Origin of the sequence: Ruegeria lacuscaerulensis, assembly GCF_013034745.1 — a bacterium.
Taxonomy (GTDB): domain Bacteria; phylum Pseudomonadota; class Alphaproteobacteria; order Rhodobacterales; family Rhodobacteraceae; genus Ruegeria; species Ruegeria lacuscaerulensis_B.
This window is the reverse complement of sequence record NZ_WQGP01000001.1, coordinates 270,439-285,160: the sequence shown is the minus strand read 5'-3', so window position 1 is coordinate 285,160 and position 14,722 is coordinate 270,439. Positions and strand designations below refer to the sequence as shown.

At 61.4% G+C, this 14,722-nt stretch carries 13 protein-coding genes; 1 reads left to right on the top strand and 12 read right to left on the bottom strand.

Annotated elements, in window-relative coordinates:
- Positions 1–33: 33 nt before the first annotated feature.
- The 4 genes from murC to GOV79_RS01410 all read right to left on the bottom strand — a co-directional run bounded on the left by murC (position 34) and on the right by GOV79_RS01410 (position 4,206).
- Positions 34–1,443, bottom strand: coding sequence for a UDP-N-acetylmuramate--L-alanine ligase (gene murC, locus GOV79_RS01425; RefSeq protein WP_170788328.1), 1,410 nt, complete (start codon positions 1,441–1,443; stop codon positions 34–36).
- Positions 1,440–2,531, bottom strand: a complete 1,092-nt coding sequence (locus tag GOV79_RS01420; protein WP_170352555.1) for a UDP-N-acetylglucosamine--N-acetylmuramyl-(pentapeptide) pyrophosphoryl-undecaprenol N-acetylglucosamine transferase — start codon at positions 2,529–2,531, stop codon at positions 1,440–1,442. Before GOV79_RS01420 ends, murC begins: the two co-directional genes overlap by 4 nt.
- The gene (gene ftsW, locus GOV79_RS01415; RefSeq protein ID WP_170788327.1) at positions 2,531–3,694 is read right to left on the bottom strand and encodes a putative lipid II flippase FtsW; all 1,164 of its coding nucleotides are present in this window, start codon (positions 3,692–3,694) and stop codon (positions 2,531–2,533) included. Before ftsW ends, GOV79_RS01420 begins: the two co-directional genes overlap by 1 nt.
- A 155-nt stretch (positions 3,695–3,849) precedes the next feature.
- A complete protein-coding gene (locus GOV79_RS01410) occupies positions 3,850–4,206 on the bottom strand; it encodes a cupin domain-containing protein (RefSeq protein WP_170784119.1) in 357 nt (118 codons plus the stop codon).
- A 137-nt stretch (positions 4,207–4,343) separates the two neighbouring features.
- On the opposite strand from GOV79_RS01410, the gene GOV79_RS01405 reads away from it, so the two are divergent.
- Positions 4,344–5,522 (top strand): BaiN/RdsA family NAD(P)/FAD-dependent oxidoreductase, encoded by a 1,179-nt coding sequence (locus GOV79_RS01405; protein ID WP_170788326.1) that lies wholly within the window; start codon positions 4,344–4,346, stop codon positions 5,520–5,522.
- Positions 5,523–5,545: 23 nt separating this feature from the next.
- Here GOV79_RS01405 and GOV79_RS01400 read toward each other — a convergent pair whose 3' ends face one another.
- The 8 genes from GOV79_RS01400 to rsmH form a co-directional block, all read right to left on the bottom strand.
- Complete coding sequence (locus GOV79_RS01400) at positions 5,546–5,920, bottom strand: glycine zipper family protein (RefSeq protein ID WP_170769209.1); 375 nt, start codon at positions 5,918–5,920, stop codon at positions 5,546–5,548.
- Positions 5,921–6,025: 105 nt separating this feature from the next.
- Entirely contained in the window at positions 6,026–7,426 is a 1,401-nt protein-coding gene (gene murD / locus GOV79_RS01395; RefSeq protein ID WP_170788325.1) for a UDP-N-acetylmuramoyl-L-alanine--D-glutamate ligase, read from the bottom strand.
- Between the two features lie 150 nt (positions 7,427–7,576).
- Positions 7,577–8,659 carry a phospho-N-acetylmuramoyl-pentapeptide-transferase gene (gene mraY / locus GOV79_RS01390; RefSeq protein ID WP_170769207.1) on the bottom strand — a complete coding sequence of 361 codons (1,083 nt, stop codon included), beginning with the start codon at positions 8,657–8,659 and terminating at the stop codon, positions 7,577–7,579.
- Between the two features lie 24 nt (positions 8,660–8,683).
- The gene (locus GOV79_RS01385; protein ID WP_170788324.1) at positions 8,684–10,078 is read right to left on the bottom strand and encodes a UDP-N-acetylmuramoyl-tripeptide--D-alanyl-D-alanine ligase; all 1,395 of its coding nucleotides are present in this window, start codon (positions 10,076–10,078) and stop codon (positions 8,684–8,686) included.
- Positions 10,075–11,556 (bottom strand): UDP-N-acetylmuramoyl-L-alanyl-D-glutamate--2,6-diaminopimelate ligase, encoded by a 1,482-nt coding sequence (locus GOV79_RS01380; protein WP_170788323.1) that lies wholly within the window; start codon positions 11,554–11,556, stop codon positions 10,075–10,077. The genes GOV79_RS01385 and GOV79_RS01380 overlap by 4 nt, the downstream gene beginning before the upstream one ends.
- Before the next feature lie 22 nt (positions 11,557–11,578).
- Positions 11,579–13,366, bottom strand: coding sequence for a peptidoglycan D,D-transpeptidase FtsI family protein (locus tag GOV79_RS01375; RefSeq protein ID WP_170788322.1), 1,788 nt, complete (start codon positions 13,364–13,366; stop codon positions 11,579–11,581).
- A complete protein-coding gene (gene ftsL / locus GOV79_RS01370) occupies positions 13,363–13,731 on the bottom strand; it encodes a cell division protein FtsL (protein ID WP_170769203.1) in 369 nt (122 codons plus the stop codon). Before ftsL ends, GOV79_RS01375 begins: the two co-directional genes overlap by 4 nt.
- Positions 13,728–14,720, bottom strand: coding sequence for a 16S rRNA (cytosine(1402)-N(4))-methyltransferase RsmH (gene rsmH, locus GOV79_RS01365; RefSeq protein ID WP_170788321.1), 993 nt, complete (start codon positions 14,718–14,720; stop codon positions 13,728–13,730). The genes ftsL and rsmH overlap by 4 nt, the downstream gene beginning before the upstream one ends.
- Positions 14,721–14,722 lie beyond the last annotated feature (2 nt).

Below are 14,722 nucleotides of genomic sequence, written 5' to 3'. Positions count from 1 at the left end.
CAAATCAGTCGAGCGTCAAGTTGGTTCCCTGCGTCACACAGCTTGTTTACGTTGCAAACGGTCCGGCAAACCGTTGGCCCAGGCGCTGATTGTCCCGGCCCCGAGGCAAACGACCATGTCACCAGGGCGGGCTTGTTCGCGGACCAAACGTTCCAGATCGTTTTCATCCAGCAGAGCACGGGCGTGGCGGTGACCGTGGCGGATCAGGCCCTGCACCAGATCATCGCGGGATGCGCCCTCGATCGGGTCTTCACCCGCAGCGAAAATATCAGCGATTGCGACCACGTCGGCGTCGTTGAAACAGGTGCAGAAATCCTCGAACAGGTTCGACAGGCGCGAATAGCGGTGCGGTTGGTGAACGGCGATCACACGCCCATCACTGGCTTGGCGTGCGGCTTTCAGCACGGCGGCAATCTCAACCGGGTGGTGGCCATAGTCGTCGATGATGGTAACACCATCGACCTCGCCGACCTTGGTAAAGCGGCGATTGACGCCACCGAAATTGGCCAGCGCCTCGCGGATTTCAGCGGTTTTCATGCCCAGATGGCGGGCCACAGCCACAGCGGACAAAGCGTTCGAGACATTGTGGTCGCCGGGCATAGGCAGTGTGCAGCCCTCGATCACCGTGTCTTCGTATTGAAGTTGGATATCAAAATGCGCGACGCCGCCCTTATAGGTCAGGTTCACGGCCCGCACATCGGCCTGCGCGTTGAACCCATAGGTGCGCACCCGGCGGTCGCTGATGCGGCCCACCAGCGTCTGCACCTCGGCATGGTCGGTGCAGCACACAGCCAGACCGTAGAAGGGCAGGTTCGAGACGAATTCGTAAAACCCATCCCGCAGCCGGTCGAAATCACCCCAATGCTCCATATGCTCGGGGTCGATATTGGTGACGATGGCAATGGTTGCAGGCAGGCGGTTGAACGAGCCGTCGGATTCGTCGGCCTCGACCACCATCCATTCACCCTGTCCCATCCGCGCGTTGGACCCGTAGGCATGGATGATGCCGCCATTGATCACGGTGGGGTCGAAATCGCCCGCCACCATAAGCTCGGCCATCATGGTGGTCGTAGTGGTCTTGCCATGAGTTCCGGCGATGGCGATGTTGGATTTCAGGCGCATCAACTCGGCCAGCATATCGGCGCGGCGCACCACCGGCAGGCCCTGCGCGCGGGCGCCGTCCAATTCAGGGTTACCCGGCTTGATCGCGGTGGAGACCACAACGACGGCTGCGTTTTCAAGGTTTTCGGCGCGCTGGCCCACGAAAATCTCGGCCCCCAAACCGGCCAGACGGTCGGTGATCTTGGAAGCTTTCAGGTCCGAGCCTTGCACCCGGTAGCCCAGATTCAGCAGCACCTCGGCAATGCCCGACATCCCAATTCCGCCGATGCCAACGAAGTGGATCGGCCCTACGTCTTGCGGCAGTTTGGTGGCTGGATTCATGGGGTCTCCTTCTGCGCCAGCTCTTCGACAAGGTGAACCAGACGCTCGGTCGCGTCCGGGGCTCCGGTCGATAGGGCGGCACGGGCCATCTTTTGTGCGGCCTCGGGGTTTGTCAGAACGGCGGTGATTTGCTCGGTCAGCGCGGCAACGTCAAGCAGGTTTTCGGGGATCATGATCGCGCCACCCGCCTGCACCAGCCCGCGCGCATTGGCGGTTTGATGGTCGCCCGCAGCGGCGGCAAAGGGGACAAGGATCGAGGGTCTCCCGATGACCGAGATATCGGCCACACTGGACGCGCCCGAGCGGCTGATCACCAGCTGCGCATCGGACATGCGCCGAGGGACATCATCGAAAAAGGGCAGAACCTCGGCCCTGATGCCATGGTCGGCGTAAAACGCGGTGACGCGTTCGCCGTCTTCGTCGCGGGCCTGATGCGCCACGCGGATATAGGCACGCAGGTCTTCCGGCAGCGCCGCAAGCGCGCCGGGCACCACATCACTGAGGATACGCGCACCCTGGCTGCCACCCATCACCAGAACTGACATCGGGTAGTCTCCGGGCGGGATATAGCCTGCCGCGGCACGTTCCAGCACCGCGCCGCGCACCGGGTTGCCGGTATGGACGCCCTTTGCGCCGTCGGGCAAATCCGTGGGCCAGACCCCGCAGGCCACCTGCGCCACGCGCTTGGCAAACAGCTGGTTCACCCGACCCAACACGCCGTTCTGCTCATGGATCATGCGCGGAATGTTCAGCAGCGTCGCGGCCCCCAGCGCCGGGATCGAAGGATAGCCACCGAAGCCAACCACCACGTCCGGGCGGTCGCGCATCATTTGCATCGCCATGCTGGTCACGCCGCCCGCGATCTTTGGCCCGACCAGCGCCTTGGCCGCCAGCCCGCCACGCGCGAAAGTGGCCGAAGTCGCCTCAACAATCTCGGTCGAATGCGGAAAGCCGCCGGTATAGCGCGCACCGCGCGCATCAGTGGACAGGCGCACGCGCCAGCCTTTCTGCAGCATCGCCTCGGCCAGCGCCTGCGCGGGGAACATGTGCCCCCCGGTGCCGCCTGCCGCGATCAGAAGATAAGGCATCAGCCGCGACCGCGTAGAATGTCACCCAGCTCACCCTGCGGGCGGGTTCGGGTGAAGGCCAGCAACATGCCCACGGCGATGCCGCCCGCAATCAGGGACGAGCCGCCATAGCTGACGAACGGCAGCGTCATGCCCTTGGCGGGCAACAAGCGCACCGCCACGCCCATGTTGATCATCGCCTGAACGCCGAACATGCAGGCCAGACCGGTGCCTGCCAGACGGATGAACATGTCACGCTCGCGCATCAACCGCAGCAGCGAGCGCACGACGATCAGCGAATAAAGCGCGATGATGATCAGCACCAGGATCAGCCCATACTCCTCGGCCGCGACAGCGATGATGAAATCGGTATGCGCATCGGGCAAGGACCACTTCACCTGCCCCTCCCCCACGCCAACGCCGAACAGACCGCCTTCGCGGATCGCGTTGGTGGCATAGCCAAGCTGCGTGGTCGGATCGACCTCTTGGTTCAGGAAACCGTCAATGCGGCGGGCAAAGTGTTCGGAATTCGAATAGGCGAACATCCCGCCCAACACGACGGCCCCCGCCATGCCGACCAGCAACAGCATCGGCGCACCGGCGACGAAATACATCACGCCCCAGCCAAACAGGATAAGGCAGGCCTGCCCGAAATCCGGTTGCAGCACCAGCATAGCCACAATCGCCATACAGAGCGCAAAGGACCATAATCGCCCCGGAGGGCCGTTGATCTCTTGCGAAGCCGCCAGCAGCCACGCGGCGACAACGATGAAGCCGGGTTTCAGGAACTCAGAAGGTTGCAGCGAGGCAAATCCCAGCGAATACCAGCGCACCGCGCCCTTGCCGAAATCCGTCCCGAAGACCGGCAGGAAAGCCAGCGCCACAAACGCGCCCAGAAAACCCAGTACCGCCAAACGTCGCACCAGTGTGGGCGACATCATCGAGGTCAGCAGCATCGCCACCAGCGCCAACCCGCCAAAGAGCGCCTGCCGTTCGACATAGTGGAACGGATCGAACCCGTTGCGCCCAGCCAGCGGCGGCGATGAAGCCAGCCCCAGCAACAAGCCAATGACAAACAGGATCAAAACGCAGGACATGGTCCAGCGATCAATCGTGCGCCACCACTTTGGTAGAATCGGTTCGCCGCGCGTGTCCTGGACCGCGCCATACACCATCTCAGTCATGAGATACCGCCACTCTCTGCCTCGTTCGCGCCCCGTTTTCGGGGTCTGATTGAGACTCTACAGCGGTTTTGCCGTTTGGGCTAGGGAAATAAGGGAAAGATAGGAAAATCTCCGCTTAGCGCGGAGACGCCAGCAGATCGGCAAAACGACCAGTGTCACAGCCTTGGCTTGGGTGCCGCGGGCTGGTCGGAATCGCCCGAATTCGGCTCTCCCTTCGGTTCGATCAGCAGCACCTTGACCTCGCGCTCTGCACGCGGACGGTGCACGACACCTGTGGGAACCACAAAGATCTCTCCGGCCCGCACGGTTTGCGAGGGCTGGCCTTCGATATCCATGATCATCTCACCCTCGAGCACCAGAAAGAAATCATCGGTGGTGTCATGTTTGTGGAACGGAAACTCGCCCTGGAATTTCACCACCATGACATCATTCTGGTTGTAGTCTGCGACGACGTGCGGGTCCCAATGTGTTGAGAATTGCGCCAGCTTTTCTTGCAGGTTGATCGGGTTCATTTCGGTTCCATCCGGAGTGCGATGACAGGGAAATATCCCATATCATTCGAGAACTCGCAGGCGATTTGCAAGCCTGCACGGATCAACACAGCGTATGGGGCCTTGTCTTTCGCCCTGATCCAAGCCATCCCCCGCGCATGAGCTATGACACGATCATCCTGGGTGCCGGTGCTGCTGGCATGATGTGCGCGGCCAATTGTGGCGGGCGGGTTCTGGTGATCGACCACGCCAAAGCGCCGGGTGAGAAGATCCGCATCTCGGGCGGTGGGCGATGCAATTTCACCAATATGCATGCGGGGCCGGGCAATTTCCTGTCGCAGAACCCTCATTTCTGCAAATCCGCGCTGGCACGGTACACGCAGTGGGATTTCGTTGATCTGGTTGGTCGCCATGGCATCGCATGGCACGAGAAAACGCTAGGGCAGTTGTTTTGCGACGGCTCGTCGAAGCAGATCATCCAGATGTTGCTGGATGAGATGGCGCGCGCCGGGGCCGAGCTGTGGGTGCAAACTAGTCTTCGCGATCTGCGCAAGACCGAAGCTGGGTTCGCGTTGGAGGTCGAGCGGGAAGGCCAGCGTCACGACCTGACCTGCCGCAATCTGGTGCTGGCTACCGGTGGCAAGTCCATCCCCAAGATGGGCGCGACCGGGCTGGCCTATGACATCGCGCGACAATTCGGCCTGCGGGTCACGGATACCCGCGCGGCGCTGGTGCCCTTCACCTTCTCGGATGGCCGGTTCAAAGAGCTGTCAGGCGTGTCCGTACCTGCGCGCCTGTCGAACGTGCGCACCAGCTTTGATGAGGCGTTGTTGTTCACCCATCGTGGCCTCAGCGGACCGTCAGTGCTGCAACTGTCGTCCTATTGGCGTGAAGGCGAGGCGATCTGCGTCAACCTGATCCCGGGCTTGCCCCTGTTCGACCTGCTACGCGATCAGCGTCAGGTCGGAGGGCGCAAGGCCCTGACCACCGAACTGGCACGCCACCTGCCCGCACGATTGGTGGAGTACCTGAAACACCACCTTCCGATGAATGGAAATCTGGCCGATCAATCCGACGTCGCCCTGACCGATCTATCAGCAGCTCTGTCCGACTGGCAATTGACCCCCTCAGGCACCGAAGGCTATCGCACCGCCGAGGTCACTTTGGGCGGGATCGACACTGATGATCTGTCGTCCAAAACGATGGAGGCCAGGGATGTCCCCGGCCTCTATGCGATTGGTGAAGCAGTGGATGTCACGGGGTGGCTGGGCGGCTATAACTTCCAGTGGGCGTGGTCCTCGGGCCATGCTGCCGGAACCGCCATTGCGGCGCGTTAGCCAACACATCCCATGGCGCGGCCCTAGCCGACGACGTTGTACCCGCGTCCACGCATGCAGTTGCGCACGATGACTTCCTGGTTCTGAGTATTGCTGATCGCACTGGCCCCTGCACCGACAATGGCACCAGCAACTGCCGCGCGGCCAAGATCACTGGCGCTGTCGTCGATGATAGCCTTGGTGCCAGCGACACCCGCCGCACCGATCGCCGCAGCCCCTGCCGTGTTACCATCCACTACTGGCTGAGACCGGGCCAACGCCTGACATTGGGCCAGATCCGCGTTGTAGTTCGGACCCACAGGCCCATCGACCACGGGCTGGTAATTGGCCCCCACATTGGTGCAGGCCCCCGCAACAAGCAGAGCGGGCAGGATCAAAGAGACTTTACGGTAGGACATAATCTTAACCTCACATTGAATTTGGTGGCACGCAAAACCAAAAATGTTGGTGCGTCAAGCAGATGGCACCGCAGCTTGGCGCAACCGGCGGTCTATTGCAAATCCTTAGTCCGCCAGCCGCTTCTGCACCTCTGCCGTGAAGTCGTCGCCTCGTTGTTCAAAATTGTCATATTGGTCGAAGCTGGCCGCCGCCGGGGCCAACAAGACCGTCTCACCCGGTTGGGCATCGGCGAAGGCCTGCGCCACGGCTGCGCCCATGGTGGTGCAAACCTGCGCCACAGTCTCAAGCTGCATGGCAAAACCAGCAGCCTCACGCCCGATGACGTAGGCTTTGACAACATGGTCTTTCGCGCCGTTCAGGGCATCGAGCCCGCCCTCCTTCTCAAGCCCGCCGCAAATCCAGCGAATCTTCTTGAACGCGCGCAACGCCTTGAGCGCACTGTCCACATTGGTGGCCTTCGAGTCGTTCACATAGGTCACACCATTCGCTTCGGCGATGATCTGACTACGATGCGGCAAGCCCGGATAGCTGTGTAGCGCATCTTCGATCACGCGCGGGGCCAGCCCCAACGCGCGGCACGCTGCATAAGCGGCACAGGCGTTTTGATGGTTATGGGCACCCGGCAGACCCTTGATCTCACGTAGGTCAATCGCGCCGGTTTGGCGGCCTTTGCGGTATTCCGAAAGAAACCCCTTGCGCGCAAAAACCTGCCACCCCGGCCCCGTCAGCTTGCGCGTGACCGAAATCCGCATGACCCGGTCATCCGCGGGCCCCTCGGCCAGTTGGCCTGCCAGAAACGCACCTTCTTTCTCATCCACTCCGATCACCGCGCGGTCGGGTCCGCCTTCGGCGAACAGGCGGCGCTTGGCCGCGAAATAGCCACCCATCCCGCCATGCCGATCAAGATGATCGGGCGACAGGTTGGTAAAAACCGCCACATCCGGCGTCAGCGCACGCGCCAGTTCGGTCTGATAGCTCGACAGTTCCAGCACGACGACCGAGCCATCGCCCCCCGGCTCGATATCCAGCACACCGCGCCCGATATTGCCCGCCAGTTGCGTTTCTCGCCCGGCCGCAGTCAGAATATGATGGATCAGCGCGGCGGTCGTTGATTTACCGTTCGACCCGGTGACCGCTATGACCCGCGGAGGGATGTCGTAATTGTTCCACTCCGGCCCGGCGAAAGACCGAAAAAACAGGCCGATATCATTGTCCACCGGCACTCCGGCCTCCAATGCCGCCGCAACAACCGGGTTCGGCTCAGGGTAGAGATGCGGAATGCCGGGGGAAACGATCAGGCTCACGATATCGTCAAACGCACCTTGCCGCCGCAGATCAGCGCAAGTGAACCCCTCGGCTTCGGCCTTTTCTCGGGCTGCTGGGTTGTCATCCCAACAGATCGGTTCAGCCTTCCCGGCCCGCAGGGCCCGCGCGGTCGCCAACCCGGATCGCCCCAGCCCCAGAACTGCAATTTTTTGTCCTGAACACCCTTTGACCGGGATCATGCCGCCCACCTTCTTCTGCCGCCAAATGCGCCGCCACACTGCGCAGAAGAAACCAGCATTGGCAAGAGACGCAAAAGGCTCGCGCGTCAGCGCGAGCCGGGCCCAACTGGTGGCAGGCGGGCCGCAGGCCCTCCGAACCAGGCGGGAGCGTTACCGGACCTTCAGCGTCGCCAACCCGATCATCGCCAGGATCAGCGAGATGATCCAGAACCGGATCACAATCGTCGGCTCAGCCCAGCCTTTTTTCTCATAGTGATGATGGATCGGCGCCATCAGGAACACCCGTCGCCCGGTCCGTTTGAAATACAGCACCTGAATGATAACACTCAGCGCCTCGACCACGAACAGGCCGCCAACAACAGCCAGCACCAGTTCGTGCTTCGTGGCCACCGCTATCGCCCCCAAAGCACCGCCCAAGGCCAACGACCCCGTGTCGCCCATGAACACCGCCGCCGGGGGTGCATTGTACCACAGGAACCCAAGTCCCGCGCCGAAGAGCGCCGAGGTAAAGATGAAAATCTCACCAGTCCCCGGCACATAATGCACGTCCAGATATTCGGTAAAGTCGACCCGCCCAACCGCATAGGCAATCACACCCAAAGTCGAGGCCGCGATCATCGCAGGCATGATCGCCAAACCGTCCAGCCCGTCGGTCAGGTTCACCGCATTCGCAGCCCCCACGATCACAACAATCGCAAACGGGATATAGAAAATACCCAGATTGACCAGCGTATCCTTGAACACCGGCACTGCCAGCTGGTTCTGCAACGCCTCGGGGTGGTGCAGCGTTGCCCAGCCCGAAGCCAAAACCGCAATCAGTATACCCAAAGCCAGTCGCATCTTGCCCGACACGCCCTTGGTGTTCTGCTTGGAGACCTTGGCATAGTCATCCGCAAAGCCAATCGCCGCATAGCCCAGTGTCACGAACAAAACCATCCACACATAGGGGTTGTCCCACCGCGCCCAGACCAGCGTCGACGTGACCAGAGCACCCACGATCAGCAAGCCCCCCATCGTTGGCGTTCCCGCCTTGGAAAAATGCCCCTCGGGACCATCGTCACGGATCGGCTGACCCTTGCCCTGCTTGCGACGCAGCACATTGATCAGCGGTTTGCCGAAGATAAACCCAAAGATCAGCGCTGTCATAAAGGCACCACCCGCACGGAAGGTGATATAGCGAAAGAGGTTAAAGAAATCCCCGCCATCCGATAGGCCGGTCAACCAATAGAGCATCCTAGTACCTTTCTGATGCGGCGATCATGGCTCAAGCGCGTTCCCTTGCCCCATTTCACGCAGCCCGTCAACAATCCGTGCCAATGCCATACTCAGCGAGCCCTTGGCCAGAACTACATCCCCCGACCGGATCAGGTCAGGCAGCTTGTTGGCCATCTCGGCGCTTGTTTCCGTCCAAAGCCCGCGCTTGTCGTCGGGCAGCGCGTCGTGCAACGATTTCATCAGCGGACCAATGCAATGCACTTGATCGACCTTGGCCATCGCCGCAACATCTGCCATAGCCGCGTGCATTGGCAATTCCTGCGCACCCAGCTCTTTCATGTCACCCAGAAACGCGATGCGGCGGGAACCTTCGGCGGCTGCCAAAACGTCCAACGCCGCTGCCATCGAGGTCGGGTTGGCGTTGTAGCTGTCGTCCAGCAGCTCAATCTGACCACCACCAGCCAACGCGATTTGCTCGCGTACGCCACGGCCTTTGACTGGGGACCAGCGGCGCAGACCGGCAATCGCCTTGTCCAGATCGACCCCCATCTCGACGCAGGCCGCCAGAGCACCCAGGGCATTCATCGCAAAATGCGTGCCCGCCGATTGCACGTCGAAACGGACGGCGTCACCGCCCACCTGAGCCGTCGCGTGAACGGAGTCTGCGCTCTGCTCAACATCCGTGAGAATGTAGTCTGCCGCCGCGCGCCCAAATTCCACAATGCCGGCACCACAGCTTTGCGCTGTCTCACGCAAGATACCCGCATGTTCAATATCAGCATTCACGATGGCCGCCCCACCGGGTTCCAGCCCTTCGAAGATCGCAGCTTTTTCATGGGCGATACCGGCCACCGAGTCGAACGCTTCAAGATGCACGGCCGCCACGGTCGTCACCAGCGCCACATGTGGGCGGGCCTGTAGGGCCAGAGGCGCAATCTCTCCGGGATGGTTCATGCCGATCTCAATCACTGCAAATTCGGTGTCGCGCGGCATCCGCGCCAAGGTCAGCGGCACGCCCCAATGGTTGTTGTAGCTGGCGACGCTGGCGTGGGTTTTGCCCTGCGTTTCCAAAATATTGGCCAGCATTTCCTTGGTCGAAGTCTTGCCCACACTGCCCGTCACACCCACCACGCGCGCATCGGTGCGTGCGCGGCCTGCCCGGCCCAACGCCTCCAACCCGGCCTGTACATTGTCGACGATCAGCAACGGCGCATCCGCGGCCACGCCATCGGGGATGCGGGACACCAAAGCCGCCCCTGCCCCCTTTTCCAACGCCTGCGCCACGAAGTCATGCCCGTCCCGTGCCGCCTTTAGCGCCACGAACAGGTCGCCGGGTTGCAAGGTTCGGGTGTCAATCGACACGCCGTTCACAGACCAGTCACAGGTGACGCGCCCGTCTGTAGCATCAGCGGCCTCAGCCGCAGTCCAGAGCGTCATGCCACCCTCCCGTCCAGCGCGGCCACGCTGATGCTGGCCTGTTCCACATCGTCAAAGGGCAGAAACTGATCGCCGACAATCTGGCCGGTTTCATGCCCTTTGCCCGCAATCAACAAAGCATCCCCCGGTTGCAACGCGTCTACGCCGCGCAAAATTGCCTCGGCCCGGTCGCCCACCTCAGCCGCCTCAGGCGCGCCCAACAAAACGGCGGCGCGTATGGCGGCCGGATCCTCGCTGCGGGGGTTGTCATCGGTGACAAAAACCACGTCGGCATGGTTTGCAGCCGCTTGCCCCATCAAAGGTCGCTTGGTCGCATCGCGATCGCCGCCGGCGCCAACAATGGCAATCAGCCGCCCCATCACATGTGGGCGCAATGCCTTGAGCGCAGTGGCCACAGCGTCGGGCGTATGGGCATAGTCAACGAACACCGCCGCTCCATTGTGGCGCGTCGCCGCAAGTTGCATCCGGCCCCGCACGGTTGTCAGATGCGGCAAAGTTTCAAACACGCGTTCGGGCTCTTCCCCACCGGCGATCACCAGACCACAGGCCAGAAGGATGTTTTCAGCCTGGAACCCTCCGATCAGGTTCAAGCGCGTCTGGAAAACTTTGCCCTTCCATGAAAACCGCAAATCCTGCCCGGTCGCGTCAAAACGCTGGTTCATCAGGCACAGATCTGCATTGCCCAGCCCAACGGTCAGAACCTCCTGTCCGCGCGCCTTGGCGATCTTGCGAACTTCGGCCCCCTTGGGGTCACTCATATTGATCACGACTGTGCCGTCTTGCGGCAGCACCCGGTCGAAGAGACCAGCCTTGGCGGCGAAATACGCCTCGAACGTTTCGTGATAGTCCAGATGGTCTTGCGTGAAGTTCGAGAACCCTGCAGCCACTAGATGCACTCCGTCCAGACGGCGCTGTTCTAACCCGTGCGAGGACGCCTCCATCGCGGCGTGGGTCACGCCATTTGCGGCCGCCTCAGCTAGACAGCGATGCAGGGTGATCGGCTCGGGCGTGGTATGGGCTAGCGGGGCGGTCCATGCGCCCTCGACCCCGGTGGTGCCCAAGTTGACGGCGGCGTGGCCCAGTTCCATCCAGATTTGGCGCACGAATGTGGCGACCGAGGTTTTCCCATTGGTTCCAGTTACGGCCACAATGGTCTGCGGCTGCGCGCCGAACCACAGCGCCGCACATCCAGCCAGCGCCTGGCGCGGGTCTTCAACCACAACCAAAGCCGCATCTGATGGGGCCAGTTCATCGGCTGCAATCTCGGCCCCTTCGGCATCCGTCAGGATCGCTGCCGCGCCCATGCGCAGGGCGTATTGGATGAACTCTCCGCCATGGACCCGCGTGCCCGGCAAGGCAGCGAACAGAAAGCCCTCCTGCACCTCGCGGCTGTCTACGGCCAGACCGGTGATTTCGGGATTCGCGCCTCCGCGTGCGGTCAGGGCCAGTTGGCTGAGTGTTTTTGTTCTTGTGCCCATGCCCTACCCTTTGCCGGACGGTCTAATTTGAGGTGAGCGTTATAGCAGCGCGCGCCTCAGGCTCAAGCCGGGGACGAAGGCCCAGCAAGGGGGCGACACGTCCGATCAGTTCCGCAGCAACCGGAACGGCTGTCCACCCTGCCGTACGGCGCTTCTCGCCGTATGCCACGATTGAAGGTTCATCCAGCGTGACGATCAGCACGTATTTCGGATCATAAGCTGGAAAGATCGTCGCAAAGGTCGAGATCACTTTGTCATCGTAGTACCCACCGCGCGGTTTGGGCTTATCGGCGGTGCCTGTCTTACCCGCAACGTCATAACCAGCCACATCGCCAAAGCTGGCGGTGCCATCTGTGACCACCTTGCGCAACATCTGCTGCGCCTGGCGCGCCGCACTGTCAGACATAATGCGCGGACCGTACTGAGGCCCATTGCGCCGCAAGATCGTCGGGCTGACATAGTGCCCGCCATTGGCAATTGCCGCATAACCCGCCGCCAGATGCATCGGGCTCGTCGACAACCCGTGGCCATAGGAAATGGTCACAGTGCTAAGTTCGCCCCATTTCTTGGGTTTCAGCGGTTCGCCACCTGCGGCCTCGACAATCTCAAACGGGGTGGGCTCGAACATGCCCAGCGCCTTGAGGAACTGTTGCTGCCGCTGCGCGCCGATCTGCAAAGCCAGCCGTCCCGTGCCCCGGTTCGAGCTGTGGACGATCACATCCGCAACGCTGATCTCCCCATAGTTCTTGCCGTTGAACTCGCCAATCGGGAACCGCCCGATCCGCATTGGTCCGGACGTGTCGATGATCGTGCTGGAATTCACCAAGCCAAGCTGCACCGCCTGAGCCGCCGTGAAAATCTTGAAGACCGAGCCCAGCTCGTACACGCCCTGCACATAGCGATTGAACAGCGGACTGTCCGAAGGATCGAACCCCGAGGTCGGCGGGCGCGGTCGGTCATTGGGATCAAAAGACGGTAGCGATGCAGCTGAGACGACCTCGCCCGTATGAGCGTTCATCAGAACGGCGGACGCGCCCTTGGCGTTCATGATCTTCATGCCGCCATACAGAACCTGTTCGACCGCCGCCTGTACCGTCAGGTCCAGCGACAGTTGCAGCGGTTTGTTGCCATTGGCAGGGTTGCGCAGATAGTCGTCGAATTGTTTCTCGACACCAGCCACACCGATCACCTCGGCGGCGCTTACGCCTTCGCGCCCAAAGCCCGAGCCACCCAGAATATGCGCGGCCAGCTTACCGTTTGGATAAAGCCGCATCTCACGCGGGCCGAACAGGATACCAGGATCGCCGATGTCATGCACAGCCTGTTTCTGCTCGGGCGAGATCCGTTTCTTAATCCACAGGAATTTACGGTCGCCTGTGAAGTCCTTGATCAGGCGTTCTTTTTCCAGATCAGGAAAAATCGCCACTAACTGGTCCGCAGCCGCCACCGGGTCAATCATCAAAGGCGGCTGGGCATAGACAGAATAGGTGTCCAGATTGGTCGCCAGAATGCGCCCTTCACGGTCAACGATATTGGCGCGCTGCATAGCAATTGCAGCACCGGGGGCACTGGCCAGCGGTTCCTGCGCCTCGGAGGTGGCGAGCATCCCCATGCGAAAACCAACGACCGAAAAGGCGCAGAAAAAGAACAGACCCAGCACCAAAAGGCGCCCTTCGGCCCGCGCACGGGCGCGGTCTTTCATGTCTTCGTGACGCTGGCGGATATTCTCGCGTTCGATGGCTTTGGGGTTCTCACCCTTGGCGCGGGCGTCGAGAATACGGGCCAGAGGACGGAGGGGCGTACGTGTCATGGAATCTGCACCTCGCCCAGTGCCTGAATATTGGTGATCGCTTCCAACTCAAAAGGATCAACACCCGGCAAGTCCGGGTCTTCGGCGTAAGAAACCTGGTCGGCGCGCCCAAACTGCTCGGCACGCAAGGGCAACAGGCCCAAGCGCTCAAAGTTCAAGTCAGCCAGTTCGCGAAGGCGGTCCGGACGGTTTAGATAGGCCCATTCAGCGTTCAACACCGCCAGACGTACCTGCGCCATACCGATTTCACGCTGCAATTTCTGCGTTTCCTTCACCACCTGCTGGGTGCGGTAATTTTCTTGATACGCCCAAAGGGCCAGCCCGAACACCGAAAGCGCAGTTAAGACGTACAATATACTTTTCATCTTGCTCTTCCCCCAAGTTGCGGCATCCCAATGGCGCGGGCTTCAATTTCCCCCGCCGGAGCCTCAGTCCGTACCGCCACGCGCAGCTTGGCCGAGCGCGCGCGCGGATTTTCTTGCAATTCCTGCTCGTCCGGCCCCACCGCCTTGCGCGTTTTCAGCGTGAATTGCGGAAGCTCCTGTTCCATCTCGGGCGCATAGCGGTTGGCGCGCCCGGTTTTACCCGCCCGCGACTGAAAGAACCGTTTGACCATGCGATCTTCGATGGAATGAAACGTCACCACGGCCAGTTGCCCGCCGGGCTTTAACGCCCGCTCGGCAGCCATGAGGCCTTGAAACAGTTCCTCATATTCTGCATTCACCGCGATCCGCAGCCCCTGAAAGCTGCGGGTCGCCGGGTGCGACTGCCCCGGTTTGGGGCGCGGCAGGCAGGATTCGATGATCTCGGCCAAACGAAGGGTCGTCGTGATCGCCTCCTCCGTACGCGCCTTGACAATGGCCTTGGCAATGCGGCGGCTGGCGCGTTCTTCGCCATAATGGAATAGAATATCGGCCAGTTGCGCTTCGGTTGCGGTATTGACCAGATCTGCAGCGCTTTCGCCCTCCTGGCTCATCCGCATGTCCAGAGGGCCGTCCTTCATGAAGGAAAAGCCCCGCTCGGCCATATCCAACTGCATGGAAGACACGCCCAAATCCAGCACGACGCCATCCAGATCCTGCGCATATTCGTCCATGCGCGAGAATACACCGGCCTGCATCATCAGCCGGTCACCATAGTCGCCCGCCCATTCGGCTGCCATCTGAAAGGCCAGCGGATCACGATCAACGCCGATGACCTTGTCAGCCCCGGCGTCCAGCAGACCGCGCGTATAGCCACCCGCACCGAACGTCCCATCCAGCCAGACGCCCGAAACAGGAGCCACAGCCGCCAGCAATGGGCGCAACAGAACAGGGATATGAGGCTTCTCGGACGAGGGAGTAGCGCCGGCCATGC

Coding starts and splice junctions, on each gene's coding strand:
- murC (WP_170788328.1), bottom strand. CDS start 1,443: ATGAATCCAGCCACCAAACTGCCGCAAGACGTAGGGCCGATCCACTTC.
- GOV79_RS01420 (WP_170352555.1), bottom strand. CDS start 2,531: ATGCCTTATCTTCTGATCGCGGCAGGCGGCACCGGGGGGCACATGTTC.
- ftsW (WP_170788327.1), bottom strand. CDS start 3,694: ATGACTGAGATGGTGTATGGCGCGGTCCAGGACACGCGCGGCGAACCG.
- GOV79_RS01410 (WP_170784119.1), bottom strand. CDS start 4,206: ATGAACCCGATCAACCTGCAAGAAAAGCTGGCGCAATTCTCAACACAT.
- GOV79_RS01405 (WP_170788326.1), top strand. CDS start 4,344: ATGAGCTATGACACGATCATCCTGGGTGCCGGTGCTGCTGGCATGATG.
- GOV79_RS01400 (WP_170769209.1), bottom strand. CDS start 5,920: ATGTCCTACCGTAAAGTCTCTTTGATCCTGCCCGCTCTGCTTGTTGCG.
- murD (WP_170788325.1), bottom strand. CDS start 7,426: ATGATCCCGGTCAAAGGGTGTTCAGGACAAAAAATTGCAGTTCTGGGG.
- mraY (WP_170769207.1), bottom strand. CDS start 8,659: ATGCTCTATTGGTTGACCGGCCTATCGGATGGCGGGGATTTCTTTAAC.
- GOV79_RS01385 (WP_170788324.1), bottom strand. CDS start 10,078: ATGACGCTCTGGACTGCGGCTGAGGCCGCTGATGCTACAGACGGGCGC.
- GOV79_RS01380 (WP_170788323.1), bottom strand. CDS start 11,556: ATGGGCACAAGAACAAAAACACTCAGCCAACTGGCCCTGACCGCACGC.
- GOV79_RS01375 (WP_170788322.1), bottom strand. CDS start 13,366: ATGACACGTACGCCCCTCCGTCCTCTGGCCCGTATTCTCGACGCCCGC.
- ftsL (WP_170769203.1), bottom strand. CDS start 13,731: ATGAAAAGTATATTGTACGTCTTAACTGCGCTTTCGGTGTTCGGGCTG.
- rsmH (WP_170788321.1), bottom strand. CDS start 14,720: ATGGCCGGCGCTACTCCCTCGTCCGAGAAGCCTCATATCCCTGTTCTG.